Raw genomic sequence first — 15001 nt, 5'->3', positions numbered from 1 at the left:
GAAATGATTTTACGAGCAGAGGGACCAGCGCTAAAGATGTAGACAAAAATATATTTCTACCTGATTTAACTGCTGACCAGTCGCCGCGTAATAAACAAAAAAAGAAACACTTGACGAACAACGGGCTACTGAGTAATATTCGCCCCCGTTGAATGGCTACGTAGCTCAGCTGGTTAGAGCACATCACTCATAATGATGGGGTCCCCTGTTCAAATCAGGGCGTAGCCACCACACGAATATTGAAAGCCCGCTGACTGAGTCAGCGGGCTTTTTTCGTTATTGATCAGTAATGTACTCAGCACAACTCAGAACGATTCAAAAACACCGTCAACGCCTGGGTCAAATAATCAACATCTCGGGTACCTGCTGTTTCACGTACTGAATGCATTGCCCACTGAGGAAGCCCTACATCAATCGTCGGCACACCCACCTCAGTAGCCGTAATCGGCCCAATAGTGCTACCACAACCCATATCTGAACGAGTAACAAACGACTGCACGGGCACATCTGCCTCACGGCACACATCCCGAAACAGCGCCCCCGTTACACTATTAGTGGCATAACGCTGATTAGCATTTACCTTAATAACTGGACCACCATTAATAGCAGGGCCATGACGTTCATCGTGTTTATCTTGGAAATTTGGGTGTAAAGCGTGAGCGTTATCGCATGAAATCATAAGCGATGACTGAATCAGCTGAATCAGCGACTCTTCAGTAGCACCACCTACCTGGGCATTTAAACGCTTCAGCACATCACCCAAGAAAGGCCCCTGAGCACCGCAGGCACTGGCACTACCCACCTCTTCATGGTCATTGGCTACCAACAAGGCCCCTTGACTAGCATCACACGCTAGCATCGCCTCGAGCCCCACAAAACACGACAATAAGTTGTCTAGCCGCGCACTGGCGACCAACTCCTGACGCAACCCTACCAGCGATGGCGGTTGTACGTCATAAAACCCCAACTCAAAGTCAACGACTTCCACAGCACGCAGGCCATGCTGCTCTTCCAACCAATCAGCCAATAAGTCGCTAAGCTGCGCGCTATCACTCTGCATGACAACAGGCGACATTTGCGTTTGTGGGTTAATAATACGCCCAGCGTTAACATCGCGGTCTAAATGAATCGCCAAACTAGGCACCATGGCAATCGGCCGGTCCACATTTAGCAGCACACTTTCTAAATGACCATCAGCGTGACGTACATGCACACGCCCTGCCAACCCCAAGTCGCGATCAAACCACGGGGCTAACAACACACCACCATATATTTGAACCCCTAACTGCAACCATCCCGCGGCATACTGGGTAGCATTGGGCTTTAAACGCAGCCCCGGGCTGTCAGTATGCGCACCTAACATGCGCAGGCTGGCCAACCTCTCAGCAGGCAGTTGAAATGCAATCACTGACGAATCATTGCGCGTCACGTAATAGCGCTTGCCCGGCTCAAGCTGCCAGTTATCCGTCTCCTCAAGGCGCACAAAGCCCGCCTGCTCCAAACGCTTCGCCATACAGCGAGTCGCATGCCAGGGCGTAGGCGACTGGTGCAGAAAATCACATAGCCGCGTTACACGATCCGCATTGAAAGCTTCGGACATAGAAATCCTCATAACAGTAATGATTGAGTATCACAGGGTAAATGACCTGCTACAATGCTCCCTCGGCCTACGCAACTCATAGGCTATCTGCGGGTCTAGGGAAGAATAAGTGTACACAAATCCGGGAGAGCTTGACTGATGAGCTTGTTTGCAACGTTTTCGCGCTCGGTCGCCCTTGCTGTGATGCTGGTCATTGCCAGCCCAGCAGCGCTGGCGCAACTTGAGCCGACCGACGAACAACGCCAAGCGGCAGAGGAAATAGCGGATTCACTTCGCTATGGGCATTATGCCGATATTAACTTCGACGAGCAGTGGTCAGCGGAAGCTTTCCAACGCTATCTAGACATTCTGGACGGCCAGCGCTCCTACCTATTGAGCCGCGACATAGAGCCTTACCGCCACTTAGAGCGCGACATGGCTGAAGCACTTTTCGATGGTGATCTTGACGATGCATTTGCACTCTATAATCGTCTCAGCGAACGCCACACCGCCCGCCTAGAGTGGTTGCTAGAACGCCTTGATGAAGGGCTTTCATTCGAATTCGATAGCGACGAGCGCTTAGAAGTCGATCGCGAAGATGCCCCATGGGCAACCCGCGAAAGTGAATTAGACGAACTCTGGCGTAAACGACTCAAAAACGATGCGCTAACACTTGCTCTAACCGACCAAGATGACGAGCAGATAGAAAGCAATCTGCGCCAGCGCTATGAAGGACAACTATCCCGCTTGCGTCAGTCAGAGTCTGAAGACGTCTTTGGGTTAATCATGGCGGCAGCCTCCAGCACTATCGATCCTCACACCAGCTACCTTTCCCCTCGCCAAAGCGAATCGTTTGATATTCAAATGAGCCTTTCACTTGAAGGTATCGGCGCACTACTTCAAGCCGATAGCGAATACGTCAAGGTAGCCAGCCTGGTTCCCGGTGGCCCTGCCGATCGAGCGGGCGTGCTTGAGCCCGCCGACCGAATTATCGCCGTGGGCCAAGAAGAAGGCGACATGGTCAATGTGGTAGGCATGCGCCTGGACAACGTCGTCGACCTGATTCGCGGCCCTAAAGGCTCCGTTGTACGCCTGGACGTGGTGCCTGCCCAAGCAGTGGACATGACCCGCTCTCAAATTGTTGAAATTACTCGCGACACCGTCAGCCTGGAAGATCAGGCAGCGCATAGCGAAGTGATCAACATTGAGCGAGACGGCCAACCTCATCGCATTGGCGTAATTGACGTTCCGACGTTCTACGTCGACTTCGATGCCTGGCAAGCCGGTGAAGATGAGTATCGCAGCACCACCCGCGACGTCGCTCGAGAAATTGAAAGTCTCAAGAAAGAAGGCATTGAAGGTATTGTCCTAGATCTTCGCAATAATGGCGGTGGCGCACTTCAAGAAGCCAACTCCTTGATAGGTCTGTTTATTGACCGAGGCCCCACGGTACAGGTTCGTGATGCCCAAGGCCGCATTCAGCTCTACGGCGACACCGACGCAGGCACGACTTACGACGGGCCACTAACCGTACTGGTTAATCGTCTTTCCGCTTCAGCATCGGAGATTTTTGCTGGCGCTATTCAAGATTATGGCCGCGGCATTGTGGTAGGCGCTCCCACCTTTGGCAAAGGCACTGTGCAAACGCTCAATGATCTTAGCCATGGTCAAATCAAGCTTACCCGCGCCAAGTTTTACCGCATTTCAGGTGATAGCACCCAAAACCGCGGTGTTGAGCCCGACATTATATTCCCCAGCCTGATTGACCCAGAACGCATTGGTGAAAGCAGCCTAGATAATGCTCTTGCTTGGGATACCGTGCAGAACGTTCAATACCGCCGCTATGGCGCTCCGGAGAACACCCTCGCTGCCCTGACTTCTCAACACCAAGAACGTGCCAAGGAGAATCCTAACTTCCGCTATCTAGAGCGCCAGTCCACCTTGGCTCGCCAGCTACGCGAACAGCACACCAGCGTTAGCCTGAACCGCGAACAGCGTCAACGAGAGCTAGAGGCTCAAGAAGCTGAACAGCTTTCGCTTGAAAACCAACGCCGTCGCGCTTTAAACCTGCCAGAGCTGGATGAGTGGATGGATGCGCGCAGTGATAACTCGCAGCCCGAAGGTAGTGACGCAGACGCTGACAACGAGGAGGATAAGGATGAAGACATGCCGGTTGATCGCGCCCATGTACTAGAAGCCGCCGAAATCTTACTCGACTACGCCCATCTTCAGGGCGCACAGCGCATGGCGAAATACTGAGACCCCACCAATGAATGTACCAGTCCATTTTCTGGACTGGTACATTCACATATACCTTTCATAAAGCTTCTTGAGACGGCTTCTGAGTAGATATTACGCTACCCTTTTTGCCAAAACTCTCTTTAAAACCCTCTTTGTCGAAACACTGACTGTCAGCTATTTTGGCTGTGTACTCGTCTGAAGGCCTACTAGGCGCGACAGCAGGATCACCGTATATAGTACGCCAATCATTGCCTCGAAGATCGCAAACGACTGGGCGTAGAACCCTTGCGGGGTAATATCACCGTAGCCCACGGTTGTTAGCGTGACATAACTATAATAAAACAGTTGCTGCCAGTTGATCGGCACCCCTGACGACACTACAAAAGAGCCTGGCGCGATCCATTCAATTAGCGAAAAGATTGCAGTAAAGCCCGATCCAATCACCAGATATATCGAAGCGGCAGCCACTAGCACATCAGACATCATCTCGGTCGCGCGGAAGATATAAAGTGCCAGCACCACGCCAATGACAAGATGGTAGGCGATGGAGGTGAGATAAACCGCCAGAGTGGTATAAGCACCTGGAGTATAGGAGTTCGCCAGTCCAGCCACGATCACAGCCGCTCCACTGACAACCGCCAGCGCGCGCAAGCGGCGGTCAGCCAACAGCAAGAAGGTCGCTACGACGAAGATAGAGCCATAAAAAAGATAAAACAGCGCAGGCCAGACACCCTCCGCACCCGATAATGGATAGGTCAAATTGTGCAACAAAATCGCCACTAAAAGGCCAATTGTTACCCGCAAACCGCCAAGCCGAGAGGGAGCACTAGTCATACTGCCGCCCCTTCGCGATGAGCGGTTGCTGCCAGGGTGATCATCACGACCAACATCCCGCCTCCTAACCACAGGCCATTAAGGTGCATTGTTAATGCCAGCCAGGCCCAAGCCGCAAGAGCTACCCCGGCAAGCAGATAGCAGACGGGTAGTTTCGAGGCCATGGTGCGATGAAACATTGCCGACCCCACCAAAAAGATCGTTGGACCAGCGAAAGCGAACAACGCCGTTGGGGTATGAATGGCATCATGCGGATGGGCAACAATCAGCTCGATAGCGACAGCCACCACAATAGCACCGCAGACCATTACTCCGTGGGCATAGGCCAGGCCCGCCCGAGCCAGCCGCGTATGATCAGCCGCATGTTCAAAACTGTGCTCGCCTGCCTCAGCAAGATGCACGAAATAGATCCACCATAGTGTAATAATCAATAAAAAGCCGATAGCCGCAGCCGCGATGACACCCGCCCCCAAAGATTGACTAACGAGTAAACCGCCCATAAGCAAGATGGATTCACCAAGCGCAATAATGAAGACTTGCTGGTTACGTTCCAAAAGATGCAGGCCGCGCAAAGGCCAGCTATCCATTGGCGTGGCTCCTTGACCAGGCAACCAAAAACCAACATAGGGCGCGGAATAGTCGATTACTACAGCGATGATCCACAACTCTAACCTAGCGCTTGGAAACACAACGCCTGCAATCCAGAACACGCCCGAGATCGCACTCCATGCACAAAGCTGTGCATAGTTTCGCCCCATCTGTTCGCCACGAAAAACGATGGACATATAGCCCGCGCGTATCAGCGCCATGGCAACATAAGCACCCACGAAAAGGCCTGCACGAGATGAGAAAGCATGCGGGATCGCAATCGCCATCAGCAGTGCGCAAGCCATGAGTACAATCATCAGAACGCGCCCACTGGCATGATCTGGGTCAAGCCAGTTGGTTGCCCATGACGTGTAATTCCACGCCCACCAAGCCGCCGCAAAAAGCGTAACGGCCTCAAGCGCACCTACCCAGTTGTCGTGGGCTAATAGGAAATGCGAAAGCTGAATAATTGCAAAAACATAGACCAAGTCGAAAAACAGCTCAACATTGGTCACACGCGGAGTTTCGCCCGGACCAATATTGCGCAACGCAGCCTTTGGAGCAAGATTGTGAAAAATTGTTGCCTTCATGAAACATTCCCTCTATGATCAATAGCAGCAATCCGCGGCGCTCCTCCCTCAGTTTCTCCGCGACCACAAAATAGCAACAAGCGCAGGTACAGTAAAAACGATCAACATGAACGGCAGCTCCTGCATTACGCTGTAGCCAGCCTGGCTGACACCAATCCACATATTGATCGCAGTACAAATTAACCAGACCACGAGATAAACAGGCAAAAGTCGCGCGAACTGTATTGAAGCAATACGAGCAAAGACGACAAAAACCGCCAGCAATACCAATCCAGCGAGGATGACCATAACCGTATGCATGAAACGTATCCTTTGAATCTAAATAGGTAGCCGGCGGTGATATTCGTCAACCAGCTAATTTATTTGGTGGTATAGCCGCCGTTGACAAGAATCGTCTGACCCGTCATCCACCAGCCATCAGATACCATGAAAAGTATCCAAGGGGCGATGTCTTCAATATCAGTCAGACCGGTTTTAGAGAAAGGCGAAAGTGCCGCAGCTGTCTTATGGTAGGCAACCGCATCCTCTCCTTCAGCAGGGTAAAAGAAAGGCGTATCCATCGGTCCTGGCCCAATCGCAGTAACAGAAATGCCCCGCTCCCCAAGCTCTTTTGATGCCGCCCGAGTAAAGTGCTCGACGGGTGCCTTAAGCCCTTCATAAGCCGCATAAAATGGCGTGTAAGCCCCCAGGAGTGATGTCACAAGGGTACAAACCTTGCCATGATCGTTAACGTAGTTACCTGCCTCCTTCAGGAAAAAGAACGCCGCCTTAACATTGACTGCGCACGACTGATCAAAAGCCTCTTCGGTCACTTCTGCCATTGGCCGCTTAACCACCATACCAACGGTATTGATGGCAATATCGGGCCTACCCACTGCAGCAACGGTATCCTGAAAGAGTTTTTCCATGGCTGCCGCACTCGTCAGATCAGCCTGAAATGCGACCGCTTCGGCTCCTGCCGCCCGAATCGATGCCACAGTTTGCTCAGCAGCCTGCTTAGCAGAATCACTATTGTAGTGAATCGCCACAGCCTTGGCCCCCGCTTTTGCAAATTCTTGCGCGAGCAAGCCACCTAAGTTCTTCGCACCACCAGCGATCAGAACTACTTTACCTTCAATGCTATTATTAGACATCGCTCATCCCTCACGTTAAGTATCATCACCGTTCAGCAGAACGGCTTACGGATAAGATGACGCGTTGTGTGATCATGATAAACATGTGAATATCGACAAGACCTGTCGGAATATACGAACAATAGCAATGGATCGCATCAGGCAAATGCAAATCTTCATCCAAGTGATGGAGAGTGGAAATTTCACGCGGGCAGCTGAGGCACTGGCTATACCTCGCTCTACTGTCTCAACGGAAATCCAAGTATTGGAAGACCGGCTGCAAACGCAGCTTTTGTTTCGCAGCACTCGCAAGGTCGTTCCAACCCAGGATGGTAGGCGGTTTCTAGAAACGGCACAGAACATCGTCGATGCCGTAGCTACCTCCGAGCAGATGTTCCTACCTGGCAACCTGTGTCTAAGCGGTCGACTTCGCGTCGACATTCCTAGCCGTATCGCTCGCAGGCTCGTCTTCCCTGCATTATCAGACTTTATCGCCCAGCACCCTTACCTAACGATTGACATAAGCGCAAGCGATAGGATAGTAGATCTGGTCGCTGACGGCGTCGACTGCGTGTTGCGGCTCGGGGTACTGCTAGATTCAGACCTTGTTTGCCGCCCTCTTGGCGAAGTGGATTTCGTGACCTGTGCCAGCCCCGCCTATTTGGCTCGCCACGGGCTACCAAAGAAGCTTGATGACCTGAGCTCTCATTTACTGATCAACTACTCTCCCCGGCTTCCGGCCTCAACCGCGACGCTGGAATTCCAGCAGGGCGAGCACTTGATAGAAATCAAAATGCGCAGCGCCATTACCGTCGACGGAGCCGAGGCCTATGTCGCGGCTGCCCTGTCTGGGCTGGGCTTAATTCAAGTGCCCGCCTATGATGTACGCCATCTTCTTGAAAGAGGTGAACTCAAGGAGATACTGCCGGACACACCGCCACCATCAATTCCACTCTCATTTTTGTTCACCAAACGACGCAACCTATCCCCCAAAGTGCGCGTTTTTTTACTCTGGCTGGAAAGCATACTTGAGAGGCACGGCGTTATTTCGCAAAGCCCCACCCAAAGAGAGAGCATTGACAAGTCAGCATAACCCCCGTCAACCAACAACCAAGCTCAGCTTTTCTAGCGAGTAACGATAAAAAATTTCGCTAAAATTAGTAGCAAGAAAGCGCTGCCCGCCGCGTCGGCCGATCACCCATCTTAACTAATCGCTGAGTAAGCGTGCTCAACCGCACTGCACTGCCCTCAGCGCCTGCACGAATAACATCTTGCGCCCATCCAGGTAGTTGAGGCGACAAACGATAATAAACCCACTGCCCCTCTCGCTGATCGACTAACAACCCACACTGACGCAACTGGGCCAAATGACGCGACACTTTAGGCTGCGACTCCTCTAGCGCATAGGTCAGTTCGCACACGCACAGCGATTGCTCGTTGGCGATCAAGAGCACCAGCATTAACCGTGTCTCGTCACTTAGGCACTTGAACACCTGCAGTGCATTCAAACTGGCAGCATTTCCCACGGACACCTTCCAAAAAAATGAGTAGCCAAAACAGTTTATACGCCCCTAACCGGTAGATACAAAAATCTACCCAGAATGCCTTAGAATATTGAGCAAGGGCATTGAGTATTATTATAAACAGGTCGTAGGGATGCGAAATGGTCGTTTCAGGCTAGCGACTGCGAGAGAATGCTTACTAGAAAGGTGAGACTGAAAGGCAAGAAAAAACAGAATGGCTCCCCGAGCAGGACTCGAACCTGCGACCCAATGATTAACAGTCATTTGCTCTACCAACTGAGCTATCGGGGAACATTTACCGTAGGCGGTAATTAAAGCAGAACAGCAATTTGGCTCCTCGAGCAGGACTCGAACCTGCGACCCAATGATTAACAGTCATTTGCTCTACCAACTGAGCTATCGAGGAACATTACATTTTGCTGCTGTGTTTTGAGCGAAGCCACTGAAAGCATTTATATAACTTACTTCAGTATGTTGGCTCCTCGAGCAGGACTCGAACCTGCGACCCAATGATTAACAGTCATTTGCTCTACCAACTGAGCTATCGAGGAACTGCTCAAACACGGTGCGTAGTATACTGATAGAAACGCTCGGGTCAAGTATCGATTATAGGTTAACGGCTAGCCCCGGGTTTCTTGTGTCCGTATAATGCCGCCATTCAATGGCTGTACGTTACACTGCCCATTACGATTGCAGTCATGTTTTCATTCATCCCTCGTCCCCCGACGACTCATAGATGACAGGTACCGATGGCGAAGAAGCTCTTTATCAAAACGCACGGCTGCCAAATGAACGAGTACGACTCCTCGCGGATGGCAGATCTGCTCGGCGAATCTCACCAGCTGGAATTGACCGATAACGAAAAAGAAGCTGACGTTATCTTGTTGAACACCTGCTCTATTCGCGAAAAAGCGCAGGACAAGGTGTTTCATCAACTGGGTCGCTGGAAAAAGCTAAAAGACGCCAACCCGGACCTCGTGATTGGTGTTGGCGGCTGTGTGGCAAGCCAAGAAGGTGAAGCGCTGCGTAAGCGCGCGCCTTTTGTCGATATGATTTTTGGCCCACAAACGCTTCACCGCGTGCCCAAAATGCTGGATGCGCGCAATAACAATCAGATTGCTGCGGTCGATGTCACTTTTCCAGAAATCGAAAAGTTTGATCACCTGCCGCAGCCAAAATCTGATGGCGCAACCGCTTTTGTTTCTGTCATGGAAGGCTGCTCGAAATACTGCACATTCTGTGTCGTGCCTTATACCCGCGGTGAAGAAGTCTCCCGCCCCTTTGAATCGGTTATTGATGAAGTCATTCACTTAGCCGATCAAGGGGTGCGCGAAATTAACCTGCTTGGCCAGAACGTGAACGCTTATCGCGGTGAAAATGACGAAGGCGACGAGATCGACCTTGCCGAGCTAATCGCCTGCGTCGCTGCAGTGGATGGCATTGATCGCGTGCGCTTTACGACCTCTCACCCGGTGGAATTTACGGATAGCCTGGTAGATGCGTTTGCCGACATCCCGGAACTGGTGAGTCACCTACATTTACCGGTACAGTCAGGTTCTGACCGTATCTTAAGTGCGATGAAGCGCGGCCATACCGCAGAAGAGTACATCGAGAAGATGGAGCGTATTCGCGCCAACCGCCCGGATATTAGCTTCTCTTCTGACTTCATCATCGGCTTCCCTGGCGAAACTGAAGAGGATTTCGAAGCAACGATGGACCTGATTCATCGCATCGGCTTTGATCACTCGTTCAGCTTCGTTTACTCGGCACGCCCGGGCACACCCGCCTCCGGCCTGCCGGACGAAACGCCGGAAAGTGTCAAAAAACAGCGTCTCGCCATTTTGCAGGAGCGAATTCTGCAGCAGGCAGCGCAGATCAGCCGACGCATGGTAGGCACGACCCAGCGGGTGCTGGTATCCGGTTTCTCACCGCGAGACCCGGGCCAACTCTCTGGGCGCACCGAAAATAACCGCGTGGTTAACTTCCGGGCAGCCAACCCAACAGAACTGATCGGCTACTTTGTAGACGTGGAGATTACCGAAGCGCTGCCCAACTCGTTGCGCGGCGATCTCGCCTCTCCAGAGCGTTATTAACTGCTCACTTATCCTAGGTAATTGCCCCGGCATCGCCGGGGCAGTAAGCTGAGTCTCACATACATCAACTAATGGGTTTCTTACTCTTGAGCCAGCCATCACCTCAGGCCAATCGCATTATCACCCTAAGCCTTGAACCCAATGACCCGCAGCGTCTCGCTAGCCTCTGCGGCCAACAGGACGAGCATCTAAAGCTGATTGAGAGCCGCCTGGACGTGACGTTGCGCAACCGTGGCAACGTGTTTCAGCTGGCCGGCGCCGCTAACCGGATCAAAGCCGCTGCTAACGTGCTTGAGCACCTTTACCGTGAAACTGCGGCAGAAGAACTTGCAGCGGACACAGTTCACCTCTTCCTTCAGGAATCTGGCTTAGAAGCGCTAGAAGAAGAGGATGATAGCGACATCAACAGCGATGACGTGATTATGCGTACACCGCGCACCATGATTAAGCCTCGCGGCCTTAATCAGCAGCGTTACGTACAAAGCATTCGCGAGCACGATATCAATTTCGGTATTGGGCCTGCCGGTACGGGAAAAACGTACTTGGCGGTTGCCGCGGCGGTAGAAGCACTAAACCAGCAGGAAGTGCGGCGCATTCTGTTAGTTCGCCCAGCGGTAGAAGCAGGCGAAAAGCTAGGCTTTCTTCCTGGCGACCTTGCCCAGAAAATCGATCCTTACCTCCGCCCGCTCTACGATGCACTGTACGAGATGATCGGCTTCGAACAGGTCGCTAAGCTTATTGAGCGTCAAGTGATCGAGATTGCCCCGCTGGCCTACATGCGTGGGCGTACGCTGAATAACTCCTACATCATCCTGGACGAAAGCCAGAACACCACGCCGGAACAGATGAAGATGTTCCTGACACGGATTGGTTTTGGCTCAACGGCGGTGATTACCGGCGATATTACCCAGGTAGACCTTCCTCGCGGACAGCGCTCTGGTCTTTCACAGGTGCTGGATGTTCTGAAGGAAACTCCCGGCATCGGCGTGACCCACTTTGCTGCGAAAGACGTTGTGCGTCACCCGCTGGTTCAGCGGATCATCGAAGCCTATGACGAGTTTGAGTCGCAGCAGGAAGTGCAAGAGCGCGCGCGTCGTGAAGCTCGCCAACAGGAGCGCGAAGCCCGCATGCAAGCACTTGAGCGCACAGGAGAGGCACCTCGATGAGTAACATCGTGATTGACCGCCAGGCGGCCATCGATGAGCCGTTGCTTCCTACCCTTGAGCAGCTCACCCACTGGGTGGGCTGTGTCTTCTCACACCACCCCGATGATGACCGCTTAGAGCTGACGATTCGCTTTGTGGATGAAGCAGAAAGCCAAGCACTCAATCGAGATTATCGGGGTAATGATAAATCAACCAACGTACTCTCGTTTCCTTTTGAGAATCCTCCCGGCGTCTGTTTACCGTTACTTGGCGACCTGATTATTTGCCATGCCGTGGTTGCCTATGAAGCCCAAGAACAACAGAAGCCTCTTGAGCATCATTACGCGCACATGGTGGTGCACGGCACACTGCACTTAATGGGCTATGACCACATTGAAGAGCAAGAAGCGGAAGAAATGGAACAATTAGAGCGCGAGCTGCTTGCCACTCTCAATATTCCTGACCCGTATCACGAGTAAGCTGTTAACCTGAACGATAATTACTTTTAGGGTGGTGTATCCCCCGACTCAGTGATAAAACGACAGACTGTTTACCCGTAGCCATCTTCACATAGGGAACCTCTGATTAATGTGATGAGCGCAGGCCAGATAAGGCAAAAATTAACGAAAAAAGGATCGGACTCGCGTTCGAGTTTACGGGTTGTAAATGAGCATTTTGACCGGACTCACGCACGAGGCGATTTTTAACGCAGTATGGCCAAGCGTAGTTAATCAGAGGTTTCATAGCTGTTTTTTAGTAGTGCTTTGACGTACTGTTTGCACACAACTATTTGCAAGTCACTATTTGCACGTAATAGAGAGATTAAACGCAATGAGCGAAGACCGATCGAGCAACTCAAATCAAAAATCCTGGCTCGAGAAACTCTTTGGCGCCCTTTCCGGAGACAATGACGAACCTAGCTCGCGCGATGAGCTAATGACGTTTTTACGCCACACCGCAGGGAAACTGAAGCTAGATCAAGACGCTATTATGATTATTGAAGGCGCTCTTGAAATCAGCGATCAGCAAGTGCGTGAAATATTGATTCCACGCTCTCAAGTGTCGGCCATTACCCTTGATCAAACCAGCGATGGCTACTTGCCATTGATTCAAGAAACAGGGCACTCCCGCTATCCGGTCATTGGCGAGAATCTTGACGATGTAAAAGGCATTTTACTGGTTAAAGATTTGCTCCCCCTGCTCTCTCAAACGCAAGAAAGCCGTGATGCCTTTAAGCTGGAAGACGTGCTGCGCCCGGCAATGTTTATTCCCGAGTCCAAACGCCTAAACAGCTTGCTGAAGGAATTCCGTGATACCCACAATCACATGGCCATTGTGGTGGATGAGTACGGCGGCACGGCTGGTATTATTACTATCGAAGATATTCTGGAGCAGATCGTCGGGGATATCGAAGATGAGCATGATACCGATGAAGAGGACGATATCCGCACGCTGGACAATGGCCACTTCGCCATTCGTGCTCTCACACCGATTGAAGACTTCAACGAACGCTTTGGCAGCGAATTTTCTGATGACGAATTCGATACCGTCGGTGGCCTTGTGATGCAACAGTTTGGCCACTTACCAGGCCGTGGCGAACATACTAGCCTGGGCGGCTGGCGATTCGTCATTCTTAATGCCGATAATCGGCGTATTCGGTTGCTGGAAGCTTATCGCGATGACGCCAGTGAAAATGCTACCGATGGCGACGACAGCGACGGCTAGTCAACCGCCCACTTCAACCTGCCGATAGGATATCACCATGGGGTTGACGCCCACCTTTGCACTTCAGCTGCTGGCTGCCCTCGTGGCCGGTGGTTTCACGACGCTTACCGCTTCACCGTTTGAATTATGGTGGCTAGGGCCCATCGCCATCGGCCTGCTTTATGTTGGCCTACATACATTAAGTCCTGCTCAGGCAGCACTAAAAGGCTGGCTATACGGCGTAGCGCTCTTCGCCAGTGGCACGTCTTGGGTATACGTATCCATTCACGATTACGGCTATACCGGCGTTCCCCTGGCGGTATTTCTGACCGCTCTGTTTGTGTCCGTATTAGCCCTCTTTTTTGCAGGCACGTTTTGGCTTTATCGACGTTTTTGCAGCCCGCGCTGGGCACTGGCTAGCTTTGCAGGGGCATGGGTACTGGGGGAAGTACTACGCACTTATCTGTTTACCGGCTTTCCGTGGCTGCTGGTTGGCTCCAGCTATGTAGATTCACCGCTGGCTAACTGGGCGCCAGTAGGCGGCGTTTACTTGCTTTCCCTGCTGGTAGTGCTCACAGGCACCTTAGGCGCTGAGCTGCTACGACGCCAATGGTGGGCAGCGCTGCCATTAGCCGCCATTTGGCTCGTTCCGTTGGCACTGCCCTCACTGTGGACAACACCAGCAAGCGAGCCCACGCGCGTTGCGCTACTTCAGGGCAATCTACCCCAGCTATTAAAGTGGACCCCCGAAGGCCAGCGCGTAGCGGCAAATACCTATAGCGATTTAACCCGCCGTGTCGCGGATGATGCCGACCTCATTTTGTGGCCCGAAACCGCCCTACCAATGATCGATAACCAAGCTCGCCCGGTGTTAGAACGCGTACAAGCCAACTTACCGCCCAGCACTGCGCTATTAACTGGCATTGTCCAACTCGACGAGGACAACCGTTATTTCAATAGTGTGATTGGTGTTGGCAACGTAGAGGGCAATTACCAAAAAGAGCACCTCGTGCCGTTTGGCGAATACTTGCCGCTTGAAAGTGTGTTACGGGGTGCTATCGACTTCTTTGATCTACCAATGTCGAGTTTTTCTAAAGGCGCCTCCGAACAAACACCCATGCAGGCCGCCGGCGTGACCATTGGCAACGCTATTTGCTATGAGATTATCTACCCACAACTGGTGGCACGCCGTGCAGCAGACAGCGACGTGATTGTAACGGTATCTAATGACACTTGGTTTGGCGCTTCCATTGGCCCACACCAACACTTGCAAATGGCCCGCCTGCGCGCGCTAGAGAATGGCCGTTACGTCGTGCGCGCCACCAGCAACGGCATTACCGCAATTATTAATCCCCGTGGCGAGCTGGTAGATAGCGCCGCACAATTTGAAACCACCTACCTTATTGGCGAATTTTACGCCATGGAAGGGGCAACACCGTTTACCCGCACAGGTAGTTGGCCTGCATGGCTATTCGCTGGCCTACTACTGTTGCCGGGCTTGATACGCAAGCGTTAAAACCAAGAAGGCCGTTTCCAGTGGACAAGGGCGATGTAACCGCCCTTGCTAAGCCATGCGTATCAGTTGAATTATC

At 52.2% G+C, this 15001-nt stretch carries 13 protein-coding genes and 4 tRNA genes; 8 read left to right on the top strand and 9 right to left on the bottom strand.

Going from position 1 to position 15001, the window contains the following annotated elements:
- Positions 1 to 154 precede the first annotated feature (154 nt).
- A tRNA-Met gene (locus NF683_RS13385) sits at positions 155 to 231 on the top strand.
- Between the two features lie 64 nt (positions 232 to 295).
- Here the strand turns inward: NF683_RS13385 and NF683_RS13380 are convergent.
- Positions 296 to 1600, bottom strand: coding sequence for a M18 family aminopeptidase (locus tag NF683_RS13380; protein WP_253920227.1), 1305 nt, complete (start codon positions 1598 to 1600; stop codon positions 296 to 298).
- Between the two features lie 138 nt (positions 1601 to 1738).
- Between NF683_RS13380 and NF683_RS13375 the strand changes: the two genes are divergently transcribed.
- Positions 1739 to 3838 (top strand): carboxy terminal-processing peptidase, encoded by a 2100-nt coding sequence (locus NF683_RS13375; RefSeq protein ID WP_253920226.1) that lies wholly within the window; start codon positions 1739 to 1741, stop codon positions 3836 to 3838.
- Positions 3839 to 3994: 156 nt separating this feature from the next.
- On the opposite strand, the gene NF683_RS13370 is transcribed toward NF683_RS13375, so the two are convergent.
- From NF683_RS13370 to NF683_RS13355, 4 genes are read right to left on the bottom strand one after another with little or no spacing between them, the layout of a single operon-like run.
- Positions 3995 to 4654, bottom strand: coding sequence for a potassium channel family protein (locus NF683_RS13370; protein ID WP_253920225.1), 660 nt, complete (start codon positions 4652 to 4654; stop codon positions 3995 to 3997).
- Positions 4651 to 5832, bottom strand: coding sequence for a low temperature requirement protein A (locus NF683_RS13365; protein WP_253920224.1), 1182 nt, complete (start codon positions 5830 to 5832; stop codon positions 4651 to 4653). Before NF683_RS13365 ends, NF683_RS13370 begins: the two co-directional genes overlap by 4 nt.
- A gap of 48 nt (positions 5833 to 5880) precedes the next feature.
- The gene (locus NF683_RS13360) at positions 5881 to 6132 is read right to left on the bottom strand and encodes a hypothetical protein (RefSeq protein WP_253920223.1); all 252 of its coding nucleotides are present in this window, start codon (positions 6130 to 6132) and stop codon (positions 5881 to 5883) included.
- 59 nt (positions 6133 to 6191) lie between these two features.
- Entirely contained in the window at positions 6192 to 6965 is a 774-nt protein-coding gene (locus tag NF683_RS13355) for an SDR family oxidoreductase (protein ID WP_089038659.1), read from the bottom strand.
- Positions 6966 to 7110: 145 nt separating this feature from the next.
- Here NF683_RS13355 and NF683_RS13350 point away from each other — a divergent pair, with 145 nt between their 5' ends.
- Positions 7111 to 8037: a LysR family transcriptional regulator gene (locus tag NF683_RS13350; protein ID WP_253920222.1), complete on the top strand. Its 927-nt coding sequence runs from the start codon at positions 7111 to 7113 to the stop codon at positions 8035 to 8037.
- Positions 8038 to 8101: 64 nt separating this feature from the next.
- On the opposite strand, the gene NF683_RS13345 is transcribed toward NF683_RS13350, so the two are convergent.
- The 4 genes from NF683_RS13345 to NF683_RS13330 form a co-directional block, all read right to left on the bottom strand.
- Positions 8102 to 8470 (bottom strand): metalloregulator ArsR/SmtB family transcription factor, encoded by a 369-nt coding sequence (locus tag NF683_RS13345; RefSeq protein ID WP_275050919.1) that lies wholly within the window; start codon positions 8468 to 8470, stop codon positions 8102 to 8104.
- Positions 8471 to 8682: 212 nt separating this feature from the next.
- Positions 8683 to 8758: transfer RNA gene (locus tag NF683_RS13340), tRNA-Asn, on the bottom strand.
- 39 nt (positions 8759 to 8797) lie between these two features.
- Positions 8798 to 8873, bottom strand: a tRNA-Asn gene (locus NF683_RS13335).
- Positions 8874 to 8942: 69 nt separating this feature from the next.
- Positions 8943 to 9018: transfer RNA gene (locus tag NF683_RS13330), tRNA-Asn, on the bottom strand.
- Between the two features lie 198 nt (positions 9019 to 9216).
- On the opposite strand from NF683_RS13330, the gene miaB reads away from it, so the two are divergent.
- The 5 genes from miaB (at position 9217) to lnt (ending at position 14925) form a co-directional block, all read left to right on the top strand.
- On the top strand, positions 9217 to 10560 hold the full coding sequence (gene miaB, locus NF683_RS13325) for a tRNA (N6-isopentenyl adenosine(37)-C2)-methylthiotransferase MiaB (protein ID WP_038482686.1): 1344 nt from the start codon (positions 9217 to 9219) through the stop codon (positions 10558 to 10560).
- An 86-nt stretch (positions 10561 to 10646) separates the two neighbouring features.
- A complete protein-coding gene (locus NF683_RS13320) occupies positions 10647 to 11726 on the top strand; it encodes a PhoH family protein (RefSeq protein ID WP_089040887.1) in 1080 nt (359 codons plus the stop codon).
- Entirely contained in the window at positions 11723 to 12184 is a 462-nt protein-coding gene (gene ybeY, locus NF683_RS13315; protein ID WP_253920221.1) for an rRNA maturation RNase YbeY, read from the top strand. The genes NF683_RS13320 and ybeY overlap by 4 nt, the downstream gene beginning before the upstream one ends.
- Positions 12185 to 12536: 352 nt before the next feature.
- Positions 12537 to 13430 (top strand): HlyC/CorC family transporter, encoded by an 894-nt coding sequence (locus NF683_RS13310; RefSeq protein WP_089038679.1) that lies wholly within the window; start codon positions 12537 to 12539, stop codon positions 13428 to 13430.
- Between the two features lie 37 nt (positions 13431 to 13467).
- On the top strand, positions 13468 to 14925 hold the full coding sequence (gene lnt / locus NF683_RS13305) for an apolipoprotein N-acyltransferase (RefSeq protein WP_253920220.1): 1458 nt from the start codon (positions 13468 to 13470) through the stop codon (positions 14923 to 14925).
- The last annotated feature ends 76 nt before the right edge of the window (positions 14926 to 15001 follow it).

Origin of the sequence: Halomonas sp. MS1 (assembly GCF_024182575.1) — a bacterium.
Classification (GTDB): domain Bacteria; phylum Pseudomonadota; class Gammaproteobacteria; order Pseudomonadales; family Halomonadaceae; genus Vreelandella.
This window is presented reverse-complemented; position numbering and strand designations above follow the sequence as displayed.